Genomic DNA, 16,262 nt, shown 5'->3' with positions numbered 1-16,262 from the left:
CGAACCGGGCGCAATGCGTGACAGGAAACGAATGGGAAAAATCCGACGAGAGACCTCGTCTAGAAGAAATCGAAGTCGCCGGCGGCCTTGCCAAGCGGCTGCGAATGGCCATGGCGCACGCCCGAGCTCAGCGCCTTCTGCATGTCGGCGAGCTTCACCAGGCTGATCGCGGTGCTGAGATCCACAACCCATTCATTGGGAATGGTGCCCGTGATGGTGTCGATGAACTCCGCTATGCCGCGTGTCTTCTGGACCGCCAGGTCGATGCCCTGCATAACCTTGACGCTATCGGGCGATTCCAGAACGTTGGTGCCACCGAGCTCCAGCATCTGTGGCTCTATCCGTTCGATCAGATAGGCCACATCGTGCAGTTCGGAAACAATCCGCATCAGGATCTCCGGCAGAGCCTCTTCCAAAACAGTCTCTGTCTTCTTTTCGGTATGCATGGAGCTTCCTATCACTAGAAGAATTCGATGGAGTTCTCCACCGGTCTGATGACCGGCGTCGGCCGCTGTTCCAGAGCCACTGTTTTCTGCGTTTCTGCACCCGTCAACGGATACTGCCTGGCTCGGCCGCTGACCGGCCAGAATTCCAGTTTGCGTCCGTGATCGCCGCCGGTCGACGAGCCGACAATCTTGATGCCTTCATCACGCAGGAACTGATTTGCAAAGGCGGCATTCTGTTCGCCAACATTGGAAAACGTTGCGATGGTCTTGGCGCCCCCGAAAATTTTCGCCTCGAGCCGATCACGTCTCGCTCCCTTTTTCAGCAGTCCATTGATGAGTAGTTCCATCAGATGGACGCCGTAGCGTGTCGCATCTCCACCGCCTGACCCTGGATTGGCCGAACCAGGCAAAAGAAAATGGTTCATGCCTCCGACGCCCGCGATCGGATCCCGCAAACAAGCAGCCACGCAGGAGCCGAGAATGGTTGACAGGACCACATCCGGCTCGCTGACAACCTTATACTCGCCCTGTATGATATGGACCCGCCGAGAAGCGCCGTCTTCGATCATTTCAACGCTCCGAAAACCGCTTCGATGGCAGCCTTCATCTTTTCGATGGTGAAGGGCTTGGCCAGGACATTGTTGGCACCCAATTGCGCGGCTTTCTGAACCAGAGCCCGGTCACCTTGCGCGGTCAAAATGATGAACGCGGCCTTCTTGGTGGTCGGGTTGGTGCGCACCGCCTGAAGAAGGCCAAGGCCGTCCATCTTGGGCATGTTAAAGTCGGAGATCACCAGATGATGGGGCTGCTGCTCCATGATCTTCAGGCCCTGTTCCCCGTCGCCTGCGGCCGTGATCTGCTTGAACCCGAGCTGGGTCAGCGCATCGCTCAGCAGCAGGCGGCTTGTGACCTGATCGTCGACGATCAGAACTTTGATTTTCTCAGCTATAGACATTTATTCACTACCTTCTTTTCGGGCGGCCGTAAGTTTCAGAATTTCATCGCCGATTGAACCAAGCGGCAATTGATGCTCGACCGCACCCAATTCATGGGCCACTCGTGGCATCCCGTAGACCACACAGGTCTTTTCATTCTGCCCAATGGTGCGCGCACCTGCGTGACGCATCTTGAGCAATCCCGCAGCCCCGTCGCGGCCCATACCTGTCAGTATGACCCCCACGGCATTGCGGCCTGCAAGCTCAGCAACCGAGTCAAACAGCACATCCACCGAAGGTCGATGTCCATTGACCGGATCCCTTTCGATCAACCGGCAGCTTGGCGCCGAAGCGTTGACAACCTGCAAATGCCGATCTCCGCCCGGAGCGAGATAGATCCTGCCGATTTCGAGCCTTGCACCGTCGGTCGCTTCCTGGACCACCGGTGCGCAGATACGGTTAAGGCGTTCTGCGAAACTTTTGGTAAACGTCGGCGGCATGTGTTGCGTAATCACCGTCGGCGGGCAGTTCTGCGGAAATTTCTGCAACACGGCGATCAGAGCCTCGACGCCGCCGGTCGACGAGCCGATGGCGACGATCTTCCGACCAACGCGAAAATCCGCAGCCGGCGCGATCATGGCGACTGCTGGCGCAGGGGCCTGGCGGCGCTGCGCGCGGGCTGCAGCCTTCACCTTTTCGGCAAGATCACCGAAAGGACGGGCCTCGCCCGGCATCGGCTTTCCGACGCAATCGAAGGCACCGATCTCAAGGGCCGCAAGGGTCGCTTCGGCGCCGCGATGGGTCATGGTCGAGACCATGATGACCGGCATGGGGCGCAGGCGCATGATCTTGTCGAGGAATTCAAGGCCGTTCATGTTCGGCATCTCGATGTCGAGCGTTACGACATCGGGATTGAGTTCCTTGATCGCGGCGCGCGCCTGCATTGCATCACCGGCCTGGCCAATAACTTTGACTTCCGGATCTGAATTGAGGACGGCCGTGATCAGCCCGCGCATGGTCGGGCTATCGTCGACAACAAGAACACGGGCGGGAAGCGTCATGGTTTTTTGCCCCCCTTGCCGATGTAGCGATAGGTTGTGATACCGATATTGTCGAAAAGGTTCTTGGCATCGCCCGAGACCCGCTCCGAATGGCCGATGTAAAGATGGCCGCCGTCCGGCAACAGGCCGGCGAAACGCGACCAGATCTTTACCTGTGTCGGCTCGTCGAAATAGATCACGACGTTGCGACAGAAGATGATGTCGAACGGCCCCTTGAACGGCCATTGCGCCATCAGGTTGAGTTCGTTGTAGGTGATCAGCCGCTTGACGCGGTCGTCGACCTGGAACTTGCGGCGGCCCTGGATATCGACTTCCTTGAACCATTGCTTGCGCATGGCCGGTGAGACGGTCTCGAGTGCTGCCTCGTCGTAAACGCCGGCCCGCGCCAACGCCAGGATCTTCGGATCGATATCGGTCGCCAGGATGCGAAAATCGTAGTCGGCCGCATTCGGCATCATGGACAGAACGGTCAACGCGATCGAATAGGGCTCCTGCCCGTCCGAGCAGGCAGCCGACCAGATGCGTACCCGGCCACCGGCCTTGGCGCGATTGATCAGTTCGGGCAGCACATCGCTCTTCAGATGCTCGAAATGGTGGTTTTCACGAAAGAAGCGTGTGAAATTCGTCGTCAGATGCGATAACATTTCCCGGCGCGCCGGCGCACCCTCGGTGGAGGATACAAGCGAGCAATATTCACGAAAGCCCCTCAGACCCAAGGCACGGATATGCTTGGACAGGCGAGAATAGACCAGCGAGGCCTTGCTGTCGTTCAGCGCTATGCCGGCATCAGAATAGATCATCGCGGCGATCTCGTTCAGATCCCGCCGGGTCAACGGATATTCGCCGTTGGCCATGATCTCGTCGTCTGATTGCCTGGTCGTGGCCGGGGAAATCGACATCATGCCGCTTCGCTCTCCGCTTCGGGAAATAGTGCGCCAAGTTCAATCAAGCAGATCATCCTTTTCTCGATTGCCAGAACTCCACGGGCGTATTGCCGTTCGAGATCTGACGACACTTCCGGTGTCGGTTGGATATTGTCTTCCGTGACGGTCAGAATATCCGACACGGCATCGACCAGGAGGCCGACGACTTTCTGCTTGATCTGGGTGACGATGATCACGTGACGTTGGGTCGGTTCTGCAGGTTTCATTCCGAGCCGGGTGGCAAGGTTCATGATCGGCAGAACCGCGCCACGCAGGTTGATGACACCCATGACGTAAGGCGGAGAGTGCGGAAGAGGCGTGGCCACTGTCCAGCCGCGAATCTCCCGTACATTCATGATGTTGACGCAGAACTCCTGATCGCCGATCCGGAAGGCGATGAGCTCCCGGTTTCCCTCAATCAGACTTTTTACAACGAACGACATGGCATTATCCTGCGACAGCTAAGGACATTTCCTGCTTGAGCGACTGACCTCGCGAGGCGGAAACGACGGCATCGACATCCAGGATGAGCGCGACGCGCCCGTCCCCGAGGATCGTTGCCGCGGCAATGCCGGGCACGTGGGTGTAGTTTGCCTCGAGGCTCTTGATGACGACCTGACGCTGGCCCTGGATGGCATCCACCATCAGCGCGCGCTGGCCGCCGCCTTCGGATTCTACCAGAAGAGCAACGCCATCGATCGGATTGGCCTGGAGGTTGCGGAAGTTCAGGATCCGGCCGACATCGACCAGAGGGCAGAAGCTGTTGCGGATCGAGATCAGTCGCTGGTTGGCACCGAACGAATGGATGTTCTGTGCTTCCGGCTGCAGGGTTTCGACGATGGCCGTCAGCGGCACGACCAGGGTCTGGTTGGCCACGGTGACCACCATGCCGTCGAGCACTGCGAGGGTCAGCGGCAGGCTCATGGTGAAGGTCGATCCATAGCCCGGCTTGGAGCTGATGGAGATACGTCCGCCGAGGGCCTGGATCGAGCGCTTGACGACATCCATGCCGACGCCGCGACCGGAGATGTCGGAAATCTTATCGGCCGTAGAGAAGCCCGGCGCGAAGATCAGGTTGTCGATCTCTTCGTCGCTGAGGTTGGAATCGGCGGCGATCAGTTCGTTGTCGATGGCCTTCTGGCGGACGCGTTCGCGGTTGATACCGGCACCGTCGTCGACCAGTTCGATCACGATACGGCCGGAACGATGCTTTGCCGTCAGCTTGATCGTGCCTTCCGGATCCTTGCCGGCCGCTGCGCGCTTTTCAGGCGACTCGATGCCGTGGTCTACGGCATTTCTGATCATGTGGGTCAACGGTTCGGCGAGCTTGTCGATGACGGTTTTGTCGACTTCGGTATTTTCGCCTTCGGTGACAAGGCGGATCGATTTGCCGACCATGTCCGCCACTTCGCGAACGATACGGGACATGCGCTGGAACACCGGCTTAACCGGCTGCGCACGGATCGCCATGACGCTGTCCTGGATCTCGCGCGTCAGTTGCTGGAGCTCTTCCAGACCCATATTGATCGAGGACGTGCCGTTGGTATCGTTTTCGATAACACTCTGAGACAGCATCGCCTGGTTGATGACGAGTTCGCCGACCAGGTTGATGAGACGGTCGACGCGATCGAGATCGACGCGGATGGTCTGGCCGGCCGCGGCATTGTTCTGGGAAGCGGCAGCGGCAGCAGCAGCGGCGGCAGCCGGCGATTCCTTTTTCTCCTGACGATCGGCCTTGGCTGCGATTCCGGTCAGTTTGGTGACGTTGCTGGCGGTCTCAGCAGCTTCGACGGCGGCATTCACCAGGGCAGCCGGTTCTTCGGCACCGCCATCGTCCAGAATGGACAGATCGAAGGGCACCGGAACCATCGGCAGCTCTTCCGCATTGGCCTCTGCTGCGACTTCCTGGCGCTTCACCTCGAGATCGCAATCCCATTCTGCGAATTCGAAGACGCTGCGGATGCCCCCTTCGCCCTTCTCCGTCTTGATGGAGATCTTCCAGCTGAAATAGGCGTCCTCGGCATCCATCATGTCGATCGACGGCAAGCTGTCCGTGTTGCAATTGATGGTCATCTCGCCGATGCGCGACAGATCGCGCAGCAGCAGCGCCGCATCATTGCCCTTGGCATAGAGATCGCGGCGCGGCTTGAAAGAGATCTCGAAGGTCGGGACTTCGGCTGCCGGCTCGTCGCTGCCAAAATCATCGAAGGAGAATGGGATCGGCTGGAAGCCGCTCGCATCGCTCGGCGCGGGGGCAGGAGCCGCCTTGGGCGCCGGCGCCGGAGCGGGGGCAGCGGAACCCGTCGGCAGTGGATCGCCGTTGGCAAGGGCTTCGAGTTCCTTGACGAGGCCGGCGGAGCGCGACGGATCGACACTGCCGCCATCCCGGGAGGCGTTGGTCAGGTCGGCCAACACGTCGGCCGACTTGAGCATTACTTTCATCACTTCAGGACCCGGCTCGAGCTTGTTGGAACGAACGCAATCGAGCGTCGTTTCAAAAACGTGAGCGAAGGCAACGAGATCATCGAGACCGAACGCACCCGCACCGCCTTTGATGGAGTGAACCGCGCGGAAAACGGCGTTGACCGTTTCTGGATCGCGATCCCCATCATTCATTTTCAGCAGACCGGATTCCAGTTCAGCGAGCTGTTCTTCGCATTCCTGAAAGAAGATCTCTTTGATTTCGTTCATATCCATCGGAGAATTTCCCGGTTCAGGCGGTTACACGTTCAATGGCATCGATCAGTTTCGTCGGATCGAAAGGCTTGACGATCCAGCCAGTGGCACCGGCCTGGCGGGCGCGATTCTTCTTTTCCGCATCGCTTTCAGTGGTCAGAACGAGGATCGGGATTGCCCGGTACTTCTCGTTGCGGCGCACGCCTTCGATGAAGCCGAAGCCATCGAGGCGCGGCATGTTGATGTCCGTGACGATGACATCCGGATTACATTCCTCAAGCACTTCCAAACCTTCGATGCCGTCTTCGGCCTGGATGGTTTCGAAACCTGCATTGTTGAGGGTGACCAGGAGCATATTCCGGATGGTCCGGGAATCGTCCACTGTCAGCACTTTCTTCTTCATTGACGAATCTCCTTAGCGATCAGATGATCGGTGTTTAAGCCTATGAGCTGAATGGTCTTGACGAAGGCGTCGGAAGCGTTCGTCACAGAAAATGGATGCTTGTCTTCTTCCCAGGCCTTGGCCCCTGCAATGAGGACCTGCACGCACAATGCACCGACCCGTTCGACGCCAGAGGCATCGACCGTTAACCCGTTGCCGCGCAGGGACAGAAGCTTTTCACGCAGTGCGGAAGCTTCATTCAAGTCCAGCACAGCAGGCAGCTTCAAATCCTTCAATGCGCCTTTCTTGCTTGCCATCAGCTCTTACCTCGTCTTTCCTGATCCATGTCTCCGTTTCGCTTAACCCCATTGTCCGCGACGCTTTTGTGGCGGTAACAATGGCGTGCGAAACACGACTTCTCTTGTTGTATAGAAAGGTAGTAAACATTCCCCTCATAAACGAAGACCTGCGAGAGGCATTTTATAACTAGAATCGTCATCCATAAGCGGCGCGAACATTTCGTCCTGCTTCTGCGCCCCTTCAGAAAGCGTTACAGCCTGGTATCGATGTGGTGTCGCGGGTTCCAGTATAGCGGCGACGACCCTGTCTCGTTTTGGAGCTTGCTGCTGACGTTCAATGCGGAACGCTCTGATCGTCTTTCCAAGCTCCAGTATGACCGTGTGAAGATGATCGGTTCCTTCAGCCGACTGGCGGGCCATGTCGGAATTGCCGGCAGCATCGCTTCCCAGCGACGCCACGGTGCCGGAAAGGGCGTCGAGTTCACCGGCGTGGCGCTCGGTGTCGCGGGCGATCGACGACACGGCATCATTGATGCCGGTGACCTGGGTGACGATGCTGGCGATCGCCTCCTGGGTGCGGGCGACCATATGAACGCCAGCATCGACCTGCGACTTGGTGGTGGCCACCAGCGTCTTGATCTCGCGGGCCGATTCCGCCGAGCGCTGGGCCAGGGCCCGCACTTCCTGTGCCACGACGGCAAAGCCGCGACCACTGTCGCCGGCGCGAGCCGCCTCGATCCCGGCATTGAGAGCCAACAGATTGGTCTGGAAGGCAATTTCGTCGATAGAGCCGATGATCCGTCCGATCTGCTCGGCTGAGGCCTCGATATCGGACATGGCGCTGATCGCCTGGCCGACAACCTGACCGCTTGCTTCCACCGCCTTGCAGGTCTGCGTCGCGGCGTCTTCGGTGCGCTTCGAATGACCGGCACTCTGGCGGACCTGGTCGGTAATGGTGCGCAATTCTACCGAGGCCTGTTCAAGCTGGGTGGCCTGGCTATCGGCGCGCTCCCAATACTGACGGGTCCTGGATGCAAATTCTCCTGTGGTCGCGGCGGCCTGCTGCGTGCCTTTATCGGCAGAGGCCATGGCCGACTGCAAGCCTTCAATGGCGCTGTTCAAGGTATCCGCAAGATCCCGATACTCATCCGGCAATTCACCGGACAGGCGAACGGACAGGTCGCCGCCGGCGAGCGCCTCGAAGACCTCCCCGAAGATGTCCACGACGCCGGTGCGCTCCTTGCGCCGCATTTCGCCAAGTTCGCGGTGATGCCTGACGCGTAATTCGTTGAACCGCAGGGAGACGGCGATTTCGACATCGACCATGACAAGGCGGACGATCGCATTGGTGAGATCGGCCCGTTCGCGCGTCTTTTTCTTGGATGCGGCCAGAAAGCCGCCGCCCGCGTCCTCGATGATGCCGGACAGCAGGTGCTCAAGGACAACCGCGTGGCCGGCAATATGCCAACGCGGATCGAGGCCCATGCGGCTTTCCGTATCGGACAGGACCTTGACCCGCTCCGCATAGAGTGCATCGAACCGAGCATCCGTCAGGACGTCCCAGTGGGAGCCCAGCAGATCGTGGAACCGGTCCGTCTGGCGCTCGCTCGCAAAATTCCGTGCCGCCTCCGGAAAAGCCTGCAGCCGCTGGAAGAGATCGCGAAGACCGGAATTGAGATGGGGCTGCAGGCTTGACCTGTGACGCCGCAGGAGTTCGCAGAGTTCAGCGTCGAGTGCTGCAAAGCGCAAACGATCGCGCAGGCTGCCTGCCTGTGCTCCTCTTGCGTCTTCTGCCTGCATGTCCTGCTGCAACTGCCAATCCCCGTCCGGATGCTCGGCATTCGCAGCCAAATCCATCCGATCAAAATCGTCCATATCATCCGCGGCCACAGGGATCCGGCTGCAGACAGGGTCTGCAGACGAAGGCCGGATTCGCCGAGGAAAGCGATAGGACTTACTTCAATGATTCATACCGGACCAAAAACCGGTGCGACGGGACTGGCTTCATGCCGACTGGAGCTTTGGGAAAGCCCCATTCCGACGATTCCCTCAATCTTTATGGTTAATTCCTTGCCCGAAGGTTAATGATCACTGGATGTCCGCTTATTTTCGACAAAATGCATATTCATTATCTTTAGACAAACGGGCCGGAATCAAGTAAAGATAAGTTTCGGGCAAGTTTCCAAGTGAAAGCTGTCGAACGACGATGAAGTCGACTGAGGTATGGGCAATGATTGTTCTTGGCATAGGTGCGGCACTTCTGGCCGCTGCGGCGACCGCAGCAATTTCCCTTCTTGTTGCACGCCCGCCACAGGAAACCGACCACGTCCGCATATTCTGATCTGCAGCACATCCACTGTGACGCCAGTTTAACTGTCGCATGCAGACCTCAAATGCGTCGGGAATATGCTACCTATCGGTTCGACGAATTCGTTACAAATCCAAATAATGTCGTTACTTCAAATCGATAGCTGATTTCTGCTTTGGCGGACGGCCCATACGCCGTTATATGCAATCTGCGCACGCCGTTTAATGATAAATTTCTGTTGTCGCACTAAGCTTGCCGGAACTTGAGAACGGTGGGTGGGTCGCGCAATCAAAATGTTTTCCAGATATGTGATCGTCGGCGTGGCCAATACCGCCATCCATTGGGCGATCTTTTTCATCTTCTTCCAGCTTCTGGAACAGGATCAGAGCGTCAGCAACCTGATTGCCTTCATTGCGGCGGTCACCTTCAGTTTTTTCGTCAACGCCCGTTTCACGTTCCGGTCGACGATCAGCAGCATGCGCTATCTGCTCTATGTCGGCTTCCTCGGACTGATGTCCTTCCTGTTTGGCCGGCTTGCCGATGTTTTCGACCTTCCTGCCATCCTGACCCTTGTTTCCTTCTCGGCCTTTAGTCTTCTTTTCGGATTTTTGTTCTCTAAGTATGTCGTGTTCCGCAAGAGGTCTTCATGAAAGTCTCGCTGGTAGTTCCCGTCTATAACGAAGAAGATACCATCCCGATCTTTTACAATGCGGTCAGGCAATTTGCGCCGCTGAAAGGCATCGACGTCGAAATCGTCTTCGTCAATGACGGCAGCCAGGATGGAACGCTGAACATCGTCAAGGCGCTGGCGCTGGCCGACCCGCTCGTCACCCTGATCAGCCTGTCGCGCAATTTCGGCAAGGAAGCCGCGCTGTTTGCCGGACTGGAATCGGCCAGCGGCGAGGCGATGATCCCGATCGATGTCGACCTGCAGGATCCTATCGAAATCATCCCGGTCATGATCGAGAAATGGCGCAACGGCGCCGATATCGTGCTGGCCAAGCGCATCGACCGGAGCAGCGACGGACGATTGAAACGCAATACCGCCGAGATCTTCTATCGCCTCCACAACATGATCTCGACGCCGAAGATCGAGGCCAATGTCGGCGATTTCCGGCTGCTGTCGCGCCCGACCGTCGAGAACATAAAACAGCTCCAGGAGCGCAACCTGTTCATGAAGGGCATCCTGTCCTGGGTGGGCGGAACCGTCGATATCGTCGAATATCGCCGCTCGGCGCGCTCTGCCGGCAAGACCAAGTTCAATGGCTGGAAGCTGTGGAACCTTGCCATCGAAGGGATTACCAGTTTCTCGACCTTTCCCTTGCGGGTCTGGACCTATGTCGGCCTCAGCATTTCCTGCCTGTCGATCGGCTACGCCGGCTGGATGGTGCTCAACAAGCTGCTCTGGGGCAACCCCGTGCCCGGTTATCCGTCCCTGATCACCGCAACGCTGTTTCTGTCGGGCATCCAGATCATGGGGCTCGGCGTTTTGGGCGAGTATATCGGCCGCATCTATATCGAGACCAAGGGTCGGCCACGCTACATCGTCAAGGAAGCCCATGTCGGACCGCTGGCGTCTGCTGCGACACCGAGTGTTCAAGATTCCAAGCCGCGCGAAGAGGCCTGAGGCAAAGGGCAGCAGAGCATTCCACAAACCGAGCGTCGTCGTTGACTGCGGCTATTGCTGACCGGCGCCCAGTCCCTGCCGCAGCGTCAGGCTTGCTGGCTGGGTGACCCGATAGCGGCGGATGAGGATATGATCGTCGTATTTGGCCTTTTGCGACCATTCGGCGGAAGGCGCCGGATCGATCGGTGCCAGTATCCTGTCGAGCGTCGCATATTCGACAATTCCGTCCCAGCATATGCCATCCACCCTCCAGATGGACTGCCCGGGCTGGATGTCGAGCGTTACAGTGGGACGAACGTCATAGCGCTGGCTTGCCACGAAATAGTCGGCGGCCCAGGTTCGGCTGGCGCCGAGGCCCGCCTCGATCAGCGTGAGGGCGCCCTTTTCGTCACCCAGCAGAACAGCACGGCCGACAGGAACCGACGCCGATGCCGCATGGCGCAAAGCCGGATATTCGAAGTCCGGGCACATGGCGATAATGTCGTCCGGAGCGACCGCGGCGGCCAGGAACCCGTTTGCACCGCGCCAATCCTGCTTCTCGCGCATCATGCCGAACAGCAGCGTCGAGGCAAGCCACAGCCCGATCGTGGCCATCGACAGGGCGATCGCCCGCTGCCGCGGTTGGCTCACAATCATCGCAACCAGCAGCAGGATCAGGCCCGGAATGCAGAACAGGAGGACGCGCCCCAGGAAGATCGGCCGTCCGACATATCCGACCAGCCAGATGGCCGCCGGCAGCACGGCACAGCCCAGCACCAGAAGTGCCAGGATCGGCTGCTCGCGGGCGACCCGCGCCAGCGTGAAACGGCTGAACCATAGGCTGACCGCCAGCAGCAGCGCGAAGACCGGGATCGCGACGAACTTCGCATCGAGCCTGATGTCCAGGCTGTTGGTCAGCGGATTGTCCCAGAAGCCGATGGGGAAGAACATGTCCGCCACGGTGCTGATGAAGGTCATCGGGCTTGCCTGGACCAGCCAATTGAATTCATGGCCAGTTTCCACCTGCGCCAGAATGCGCAGAACGCCAGGGACCGCGAGGATCGCCATCACCGCGAAGGTGATCGCGACCTCCGGCCAGTAGCGGCGCGGCCGCGACAGCGCAAAGCCGAACAGCAGCGCTCCGGTGAAGGCGATGCTGAAGGCGGCGATGACATGGGTGTAGAAACTCAGCACATTGCCGATGGCAAACAGCGCCAGCGCCAAAAGCCTTAACGACAGGGATGCTGCCTCACGGATCCTCTTGACGTAGAGGATCAGGCCGTAGAAGGCGAGCAGGATCAGGAAACCCAGCAGCGCATAGGCGCGCGCCTCCATGCTGTAATCGACATGGGACGACCAGACCGCCATCAGGGCGGCGGCCAGCAGGCCACCGGCACGACCGAAGCACAGCCGGCCAAGCCCGAACATCAGCACGAGCTGGGCCATACCGAAGACGACGGACAGGGATCGCACCGCCGCGACGCTCGAGTCCGGCGACAGGAAGACCTGATGCAGGGCATAGTAGAGAAACGGCGTCGGATCGGTCGGCTTGCTGATCATGTCCATGATCGGCCAGAGAGACAGTGTCAGCGTCTGCCCCTCGTCGCTCCACAGCGCCTGGGAGTCGATGGCGTAGAGACGCAGCACGGCGCCGACAGCCAATATCGCCATCAAGATCAACAGGGATTTTGTCTTGGACATCTCGATGGGCATGATTGATCCGTTACTGTTCGATCTGACAGAGAGCCACGAAAGTAGACTGGCTCTTCTATACGTCACGGGAAAAGAGCGAGAAAGATCGCCGCTCCGCTGTCTTGCAATTAAGATTAATGGCAAGACGGCACGCATCTGGTCGGGACCACTATCGGGCCGGCGCGATTGGCAGCCTGGAGATGGGAACGAGCGGAACCGGTACGGACGGCACAGGCAGCCAGTCCTGCCGTGCGAAATAGGCGCGCGTCGCCTTGATGGCCGGCGTCTTGCCGGTCGGCAGCACGATGAGATTGAAGCGGTTGGGCGCGGTGAACTCCCGCGTGAACTTGAAGGACAGGCCAAAACGCACGGCCTGAAAATCCTCCAGCCGGGTGGCATGCTCTACCGCCTCAGCAAGGTCGCCCCACTGGGTCTGCTCGATCAGCAGTTCGACCGACCGCACCAGCATGGCATGGACCGTCTTTCCGGCATCGGTATCGGGTGCCACGAGTTTCATGCGAATGGAGCCGATATTGCCGTCCGGATCGCCCTTGGCGATGAAGAAGAACGAGGCGTTCTGCGCCGCTTCGTCAGTCGAGGGGATCAGCGTTTCCGACAGGCACTCGAATGTGGTTTTGTCGAACTGGCTCGGCTGCCAGCCGCCGTTCGGCATGCCGTTGTCGGCAAAGGCGGCGCAGAACAGGTCGCCCGGCCGGCGGATATCGCGCACCAGGGCGCCGATGCTGTCCATTTCGGGAGCGGCCAGGACATGATCCGGCAGCTTGATGGGCAAAGCGATCAGCCGTTTTCCCTTGAGCGGGCGCGGCGCGCGCTCCACCTGCTTGTCTTCCAAAGGCCAGGGCAGACCATAGTGCCGATAGATTGCCCGCAGGTTCTGCATGTCATTGGCCAGCAAAACCGTCGCCAGGATCGCCGACCCGATCGCAAGGACCAGCAGAGCGAACAACCACCGGCCGCTTGTCTTGCGCCGACCCGGCGCCACCTTGGGGCGACCGCGGCTATTCTGCCCTTCTGCAGTCTCTGGCATGCCAACCTTCTGGATTCCGCTCGATCCTGCTTATGGCATGAAATCGTTTTCGAGACGTGTATTTAATCCAAGTCGGTTTGGGGGCCGGGGCGGTGCGAGGCTTCTCCGGCCACTGGCCAGACCCATTCACCAAGCGAAATGCGTGCAATCCCGCAAATGCGGGTAGACGAGTTCGCAAAAGCCGTACGCTCGGATGGACAATCATTTTGGGGAAAAGAATGGTGCTGCTAGAGAGATTTGAACTCTCGGCCTCTCCCTTACCAAGGGAGTGCTCTACCCCTGAGCTATAGCAGCATCGTGTCCGAAGCAGCGTGGCGCTGCTTGTGTGGAGCGAGGGGGCTATTGCCACAGGTTTGCGGTGAGCGCAAGCGCTATTGGAAACTAAGTTCACAAAAGGCGGGGATGGCGCGCACCTTTTGCAAAACATGGTTTTGCGCTATCAGGGCGACATGAGCGATGACACTGAGAAATCTGCGGGGGTGGCTGCGACCGGCACGGGCGTCGATTCGGCAGGCGATGCCGGAGATCCCGGCGCATCGGGCGACCGTGCGGTCGCGACCCGGCCGAGCGGCAAGCTCAAGGCGGAGGCACGCAATGCCTCAGCGCTGCAGGTTGCCGAACAGCGGCGCCTGCGGGCGGCACAAAAACTTCGGGAAAACCTGATGCGGCGCAAGCAGCAGTCGCGGGCGCGCCGTTCCGGCGAGGCCATCGAGGGCGAGGGCCTGCCTGCCGCAAATTCGCCGGAGAGCGATGATTAAAGCATGTCGCCCGAAAGTGGGCGCCGGTTTCGGGGACAACGACATGCGACAAACCTAAAGATATAAAGCGGACGGAGCGATCTTGACCGATCGCGACACGCATTGACGCGGCAATCACCGGCGAATTGAACCGCGCCGGCTTTTCGTCTAAAGAGCCCCTTCGCCCGGACATCCGGACATCAAGAACAATAGGAAAGGCGGGACGCCGATGCGCGGCCCGTAAGGATATATGGATCGTATCAGGATTGTCGGCGGTAACCAGTTGAACGGGATCATCCCGATTTCCGGCGCCAAGAATGCCGCCCTGCCGCTGATGATCGCCTCGCTTTTGACCAGCGATACGCTGACGCTGGAAAACGTGCCGCATCTGGCCGATGTCGAGCTGCTGATGCGGATTCTCGGCAATCACGGCGTCGACGTGTCGGTCAACGGCCGCCGCGAAACCCAGAATGGCATGTATTCGCGCACCATCCATTTCACCTGCCGCACCATTGCCGATACCACGGCGCCTTACGACCTGGTCTCCAAGATGCGGGCGAGCTTCTGGGTGATCGGCCCGCTTCTGGCGCGCGAGGGCAAGGCCCGCGTTTCGCTGCCGGGCGGTTGCGCCATCGGCACGCGTCCGGTCGACCTGTTCATCGAGGGCCTGACAGCGCTTGGCGCGACCATGGACATCGACGCCGGCTATATCAATGCCACGGCGCCGAAGGGTGGCCTGATCGGCGCCCATTACACCTTCCCGAAGGTCTCGGTCGGCGCCACCCATGTGATGATGATGGCAGCGGTGCTGGCCCGCGGCACGACGGTGATCGGCAATGCCGCCCGCGAGCCTGAAGTGGTCGATCTGGCCAATTGCATGATCGCCATGGGCGCCAAGATCACCGGTGCCGGCACCCCGACCATCACCATCGAAGGCGTGACCAGCCTGTCGGGCGCCCGCCACCGGGTCCTGCCGGACCGCATCGAGACCGGGACCTATGCCATGGCGGTCGCCATGACCGGCGGCGACGTGACGTTGGCCGGCACCGACATCACCCTGCTCGACACCGCTGTGTCGGCGATCCGCCGGGCCGGCGCCGAACTGATTGCCGTGGACAACGGCATCCGCGTCATCGGCCATGGCAACGACATCCGCCCGGTCGACATCGTCACCGAGCCCTTCCCCGGCTTCCCGACCGACCTGCAGGCGCAGTTCATGGGCCTGATGACCCGCGCCGACGGCGTGGCGCATGTCACCGAGACGATCTTCGAGAACCGCTTCATGCATGTGCAGGAACTGGCACGGCTGGGCGCCCGCATCACGCTGTCGGGCCAGACGGCGCGCATCGAGGGCGTCAAGCGGCTGCGCGGCGCGCCCGTCATGGCAACCGACCTGCGCGCCTCCGTGTCGCTGGTGATTGCCGGTCTTGCCGCCGAAGGCGAGACGCTGGTCAACCGCGTCTACCATCTCGACCGCGGCTTCGAGCGGCTGGAAGAGAAGCTGACGCGTTGCGGCGCGATCGTCGAGCGCATCAGCGACTGATTCACGACCGATTCCGTGCCATTGCCGCGCTTGGGCGTTGCGCTTCCTGGCGCGGCAACCTATCTCGGGGGTCAAGGATTGCGCCGCTCTGGCGCCCATTTCGGGAAACGGCACATGACAACGAGCCTCAAACTTCTCTCGCTCGACATCGACGACCTCGCCGTCGTCTCCGCCCATATGCAGGACGCCGTGTTCAAGGTCGGCGATATCAACTATGCGACGCGGTCGGGCGTCTTCACGCTGGCCGCCAACCGCTTCGTCTGGGAAAAGCTGAAGCCCGGCGAAAAAGCCTTTGAGCGCCGCCGGGCGCTGCTCAGCATCAAGCGCGTCCAGGCCGTGCGCTCCGTCGGCTTCGACCGCACCGACAAGGACAAGGTGCTCAGCCTGCTCGCCCTGCGCTTCCAGCAGAAGGGCGAAGGTCCGGACGGCGTGCTGGAACTGGTGCTGTCGGGCGACGGCATGGTGGCGCTGGATGTGGAATGCATCGAAGTTCAGCTTGCAGATACCGGCGGAGCATGGGAAACCAGCTTCAAGCCCAGCCATCCGGGCAACTGACGGCCGAGCGCTGTAAAAACGGGTCGCTGATCAACGACCCGGTGCCAAGGT

The 16,262-nt window shown here is 59.9% G+C and carries 17 protein-coding genes and 1 tRNA gene; 5 read left to right on the top strand and 13 right to left on the bottom strand.

Annotation, left to right across the window (positions count from 1 at the left end; translation table 11 throughout):
• Window positions 1–59: 59 nt before the first annotated feature.
• The 10 genes from cheT to HGO38_RS04725 form a co-directional block, all read right to left on the bottom strand.
• The gene (gene cheT / locus HGO38_RS04770; protein ID WP_250954769.1) at window positions 60–446 is read right to left on the bottom strand and encodes a chemotaxis protein CheT; all 387 of its coding nucleotides are present in this window, start codon (window positions 444–446) and stop codon (window positions 60–62) included.
• 14 nt (window positions 447–460) lie between these two features.
• Window positions 461–1,015, bottom strand: a complete 555-nt coding sequence (gene cheD / locus HGO38_RS04765; RefSeq protein ID WP_250954768.1) for a chemoreceptor glutamine deamidase CheD — start codon at window positions 1,013–1,015, stop codon at window positions 461–463.
• On the bottom strand, window positions 1,012–1,401 hold the full coding sequence (locus tag HGO38_RS04760) for a response regulator (protein ID WP_250954767.1): 390 nt from the start codon (window positions 1,399–1,401) through the stop codon (window positions 1,012–1,014). The genes cheD and HGO38_RS04760 overlap by 4 nt, the downstream gene beginning before the upstream one ends.
• Window positions 1,402–2,442 carry a protein-glutamate O-methylesterase CheB gene (gene cheB, locus HGO38_RS04755; RefSeq protein ID WP_250954766.1) on the bottom strand — a complete coding sequence of 347 codons (1,041 nt, stop codon included), beginning with the start codon at window positions 2,440–2,442 and terminating at the stop codon, window positions 1,402–1,404.
• Window positions 2,439–3,344, bottom strand: coding sequence for a protein-glutamate O-methyltransferase CheR (cheR, locus tag HGO38_RS04750; protein ID WP_250954765.1), 906 nt, complete (start codon window positions 3,342–3,344; stop codon window positions 2,439–2,441). The genes cheB and cheR overlap by 4 nt, the downstream gene beginning before the upstream one ends.
• A complete protein-coding gene (locus tag HGO38_RS04745; RefSeq protein WP_250954764.1) occupies window positions 3,341–3,808 on the bottom strand; it encodes a chemotaxis protein CheW in 468 nt (155 codons plus the stop codon). Before HGO38_RS04745 ends, cheR begins: the two co-directional genes overlap by 4 nt.
• A 4-nt stretch (window positions 3,809–3,812) precedes the next feature.
• Window positions 3,813–6,062: a chemotaxis protein CheA gene (locus tag HGO38_RS04740; protein WP_250954763.1), complete on the bottom strand. Its 2,250-nt coding sequence runs from the start codon at window positions 6,060–6,062 to the stop codon at window positions 3,813–3,815.
• A 16-nt stretch (window positions 6,063–6,078) separates the two neighbouring features.
• Window positions 6,079–6,444: a chemotaxis response regulator CheY1 gene (gene cheY1 / locus HGO38_RS04735; RefSeq protein WP_168471265.1), complete on the bottom strand. Its 366-nt coding sequence runs from the start codon at window positions 6,442–6,444 to the stop codon at window positions 6,079–6,081.
• The gene (locus HGO38_RS04730) at window positions 6,441–6,740 is read right to left on the bottom strand and encodes an STAS domain-containing protein (RefSeq protein WP_250954762.1); all 300 of its coding nucleotides are present in this window, start codon (window positions 6,738–6,740) and stop codon (window positions 6,441–6,443) included. The genes cheY1 and HGO38_RS04730 overlap by 4 nt, the downstream gene beginning before the upstream one ends.
• Window positions 6,741–6,875: 135 nt before the next feature.
• Complete coding sequence (locus HGO38_RS04725) at window positions 6,876–8,522, bottom strand: methyl-accepting chemotaxis protein (protein ID WP_250954990.1); 1,647 nt, start codon at window positions 8,520–8,522, stop codon at window positions 6,876–6,878.
• Between the two features lie 801 nt (window positions 8,523–9,323).
• On the opposite strand from HGO38_RS04725, the gene HGO38_RS04720 reads away from it, so the two are divergent.
• Both HGO38_RS04720 and HGO38_RS04715 read left to right on the top strand, forming a co-directional pair.
• Complete coding sequence (locus tag HGO38_RS04720) at window positions 9,324–9,680, top strand: GtrA family protein (protein WP_250954761.1); 357 nt, start codon at window positions 9,324–9,326, stop codon at window positions 9,678–9,680.
• On the top strand, window positions 9,677–10,657 hold the full coding sequence (locus HGO38_RS04715) for a glycosyltransferase family 2 protein (RefSeq protein WP_250954760.1): 981 nt from the start codon (window positions 9,677–9,679) through the stop codon (window positions 10,655–10,657). The genes HGO38_RS04720 and HGO38_RS04715 overlap by 4 nt, the downstream gene beginning before the upstream one ends.
• A 51-nt stretch (window positions 10,658–10,708) precedes the next feature.
• Here the strand turns inward: HGO38_RS04715 and HGO38_RS04710 are convergent, their stop codons facing one another.
• From HGO38_RS04710 to HGO38_RS04700, 3 genes are all read right to left on the bottom strand, one after another.
• On the bottom strand, window positions 10,709–12,349 hold the full coding sequence (locus tag HGO38_RS04710) for a glycosyltransferase family 39 protein (protein ID WP_250954759.1): 1,641 nt from the start codon (window positions 12,347–12,349) through the stop codon (window positions 10,709–10,711).
• A gap of 148 nt (window positions 12,350–12,497) precedes the next feature.
• Window positions 12,498–13,376 carry a DUF6030 family protein gene (locus tag HGO38_RS04705; protein ID WP_250954758.1) on the bottom strand — a complete coding sequence of 293 codons (879 nt, stop codon included), beginning with the start codon at window positions 13,374–13,376 and terminating at the stop codon, window positions 12,498–12,500.
• Between the two features lie 219 nt (window positions 13,377–13,595).
• Window positions 13,596–13,670, bottom strand: a tRNA-Thr gene (locus HGO38_RS04700).
• 155 nt (window positions 13,671–13,825) lie between these two features.
• Here HGO38_RS04700 and HGO38_RS04695 point away from each other — a divergent pair.
• The 3 genes from HGO38_RS04695 to HGO38_RS04685 all read left to right on the top strand — a co-directional run bounded on the left by HGO38_RS04695 (window position 13,826) and on the right by HGO38_RS04685 (window position 16,211).
• Complete coding sequence (locus tag HGO38_RS04695; protein ID WP_250955006.1) at window positions 13,826–14,134, top strand: hypothetical protein; 309 nt, start codon at window positions 13,826–13,828, stop codon at window positions 14,132–14,134.
• A gap of 229 nt (window positions 14,135–14,363) precedes the next feature.
• Complete coding sequence (murA, locus tag HGO38_RS04690) at window positions 14,364–15,656, top strand: UDP-N-acetylglucosamine 1-carboxyvinyltransferase (protein WP_250954757.1); 1,293 nt, start codon at window positions 14,364–14,366, stop codon at window positions 15,654–15,656.
• Window positions 15,657–15,770: 114 nt separating this feature from the next.
• Window positions 15,771–16,211 carry a DUF2948 family protein gene (locus HGO38_RS04685; RefSeq protein ID WP_250954756.1) on the top strand — a complete coding sequence of 147 codons (441 nt, stop codon included), beginning with the start codon at window positions 15,771–15,773 and terminating at the stop codon, window positions 16,209–16,211.
• Window positions 16,212–16,262: the final 51 nt, after the last annotated feature.

The sequence above is a fragment of the Rhizobium sp. CG5 genome (genome assembly GCF_023701945.1).
Lineage (GTDB): Bacteria > Pseudomonadota > Alphaproteobacteria > Rhizobiales > Rhizobiaceae > Allorhizobium.
The sequence above is the reverse complement of the archived record's forward strand: the minus strand, read 5'-3'. Positions and strand labels throughout refer to the sequence as shown.

What these genes read in the sequence shown, in the direction of transcription:
- cheT (WP_250954769.1), bottom strand. Translation starts at nt 446, where the DNA reads ATGCATACCGAAAAGAAGACAGAGACTGTTTTGGAAGAGGCTCTGCCG.
- cheD (WP_250954768.1), bottom strand. Translation starts at nt 1,015, where the DNA reads ATGATCGAAGACGGCGCTTCTCGGCGGGTCCATATCATACAGGGCGAG.
- HGO38_RS04760 (WP_250954767.1), bottom strand. Translation starts at nt 1,401, where the DNA reads ATGTCTATAGCTGAGAAAATCAAAGTTCTGATCGTCGACGATCAGGTC.
- cheB (WP_250954766.1), bottom strand. Translation starts at nt 2,442, where the DNA reads ATGACGCTTCCCGCCCGTGTTCTTGTTGTCGACGATAGCCCGACCATG.
- cheR (WP_250954765.1), bottom strand. Translation starts at nt 3,344, where the DNA reads ATGATGTCGATTTCCCCGGCCACGACCAGGCAATCAGACGACGAGATC.
- HGO38_RS04745 (WP_250954764.1), bottom strand. Translation starts at nt 3,808, where the DNA reads ATGTCGTTCGTTGTAAAAAGTCTGATTGAGGGAAACCGGGAGCTCATC.
- HGO38_RS04740 (WP_250954763.1), bottom strand. Translation starts at nt 6,062, where the DNA reads ATGGATATGAACGAAATCAAAGAGATCTTCTTTCAGGAATGCGAAGAA.
- cheY1 (WP_168471265.1), bottom strand. Translation starts at nt 6,444, where the DNA reads ATGAAGAAGAAAGTGCTGACAGTGGACGATTCCCGGACCATCCGGAAT.
- HGO38_RS04730 (WP_250954762.1), bottom strand. Translation starts at nt 6,740, where the DNA reads ATGGCAAGCAAGAAAGGCGCATTGAAGGATTTGAAGCTGCCTGCTGTG.
- HGO38_RS04725 (WP_250954990.1), bottom strand. Translation starts at nt 8,522, where the DNA reads ATGCAGGCAGAAGACGCAAGAGGAGCACAGGCAGGCAGCCTGCGCGAT.
- HGO38_RS04720 (WP_250954761.1), top strand. Translation starts at nt 9,324, where the DNA reads ATGTTTTCCAGATATGTGATCGTCGGCGTGGCCAATACCGCCATCCAT.
- HGO38_RS04715 (WP_250954760.1), top strand. Translation starts at nt 9,677, where the DNA reads ATGAAAGTCTCGCTGGTAGTTCCCGTCTATAACGAAGAAGATACCATC.
- HGO38_RS04710 (WP_250954759.1), bottom strand. Translation starts at nt 12,349, where the DNA reads ATGCCCATCGAGATGTCCAAGACAAAATCCCTGTTGATCTTGATGGCG.
- HGO38_RS04705 (WP_250954758.1), bottom strand. Translation starts at nt 13,376, where the DNA reads ATGCCAGAGACTGCAGAAGGGCAGAATAGCCGCGGTCGCCCCAAGGTG.
- HGO38_RS04695 (WP_250955006.1), top strand. Translation starts at nt 13,826, where the DNA reads ATGAGCGATGACACTGAGAAATCTGCGGGGGTGGCTGCGACCGGCACG.
- murA (WP_250954757.1), top strand. Translation starts at nt 14,364, where the DNA reads ATGGATCGTATCAGGATTGTCGGCGGTAACCAGTTGAACGGGATCATC.
- HGO38_RS04685 (WP_250954756.1), top strand. Translation starts at nt 15,771, where the DNA reads ATGACAACGAGCCTCAAACTTCTCTCGCTCGACATCGACGACCTCGCC.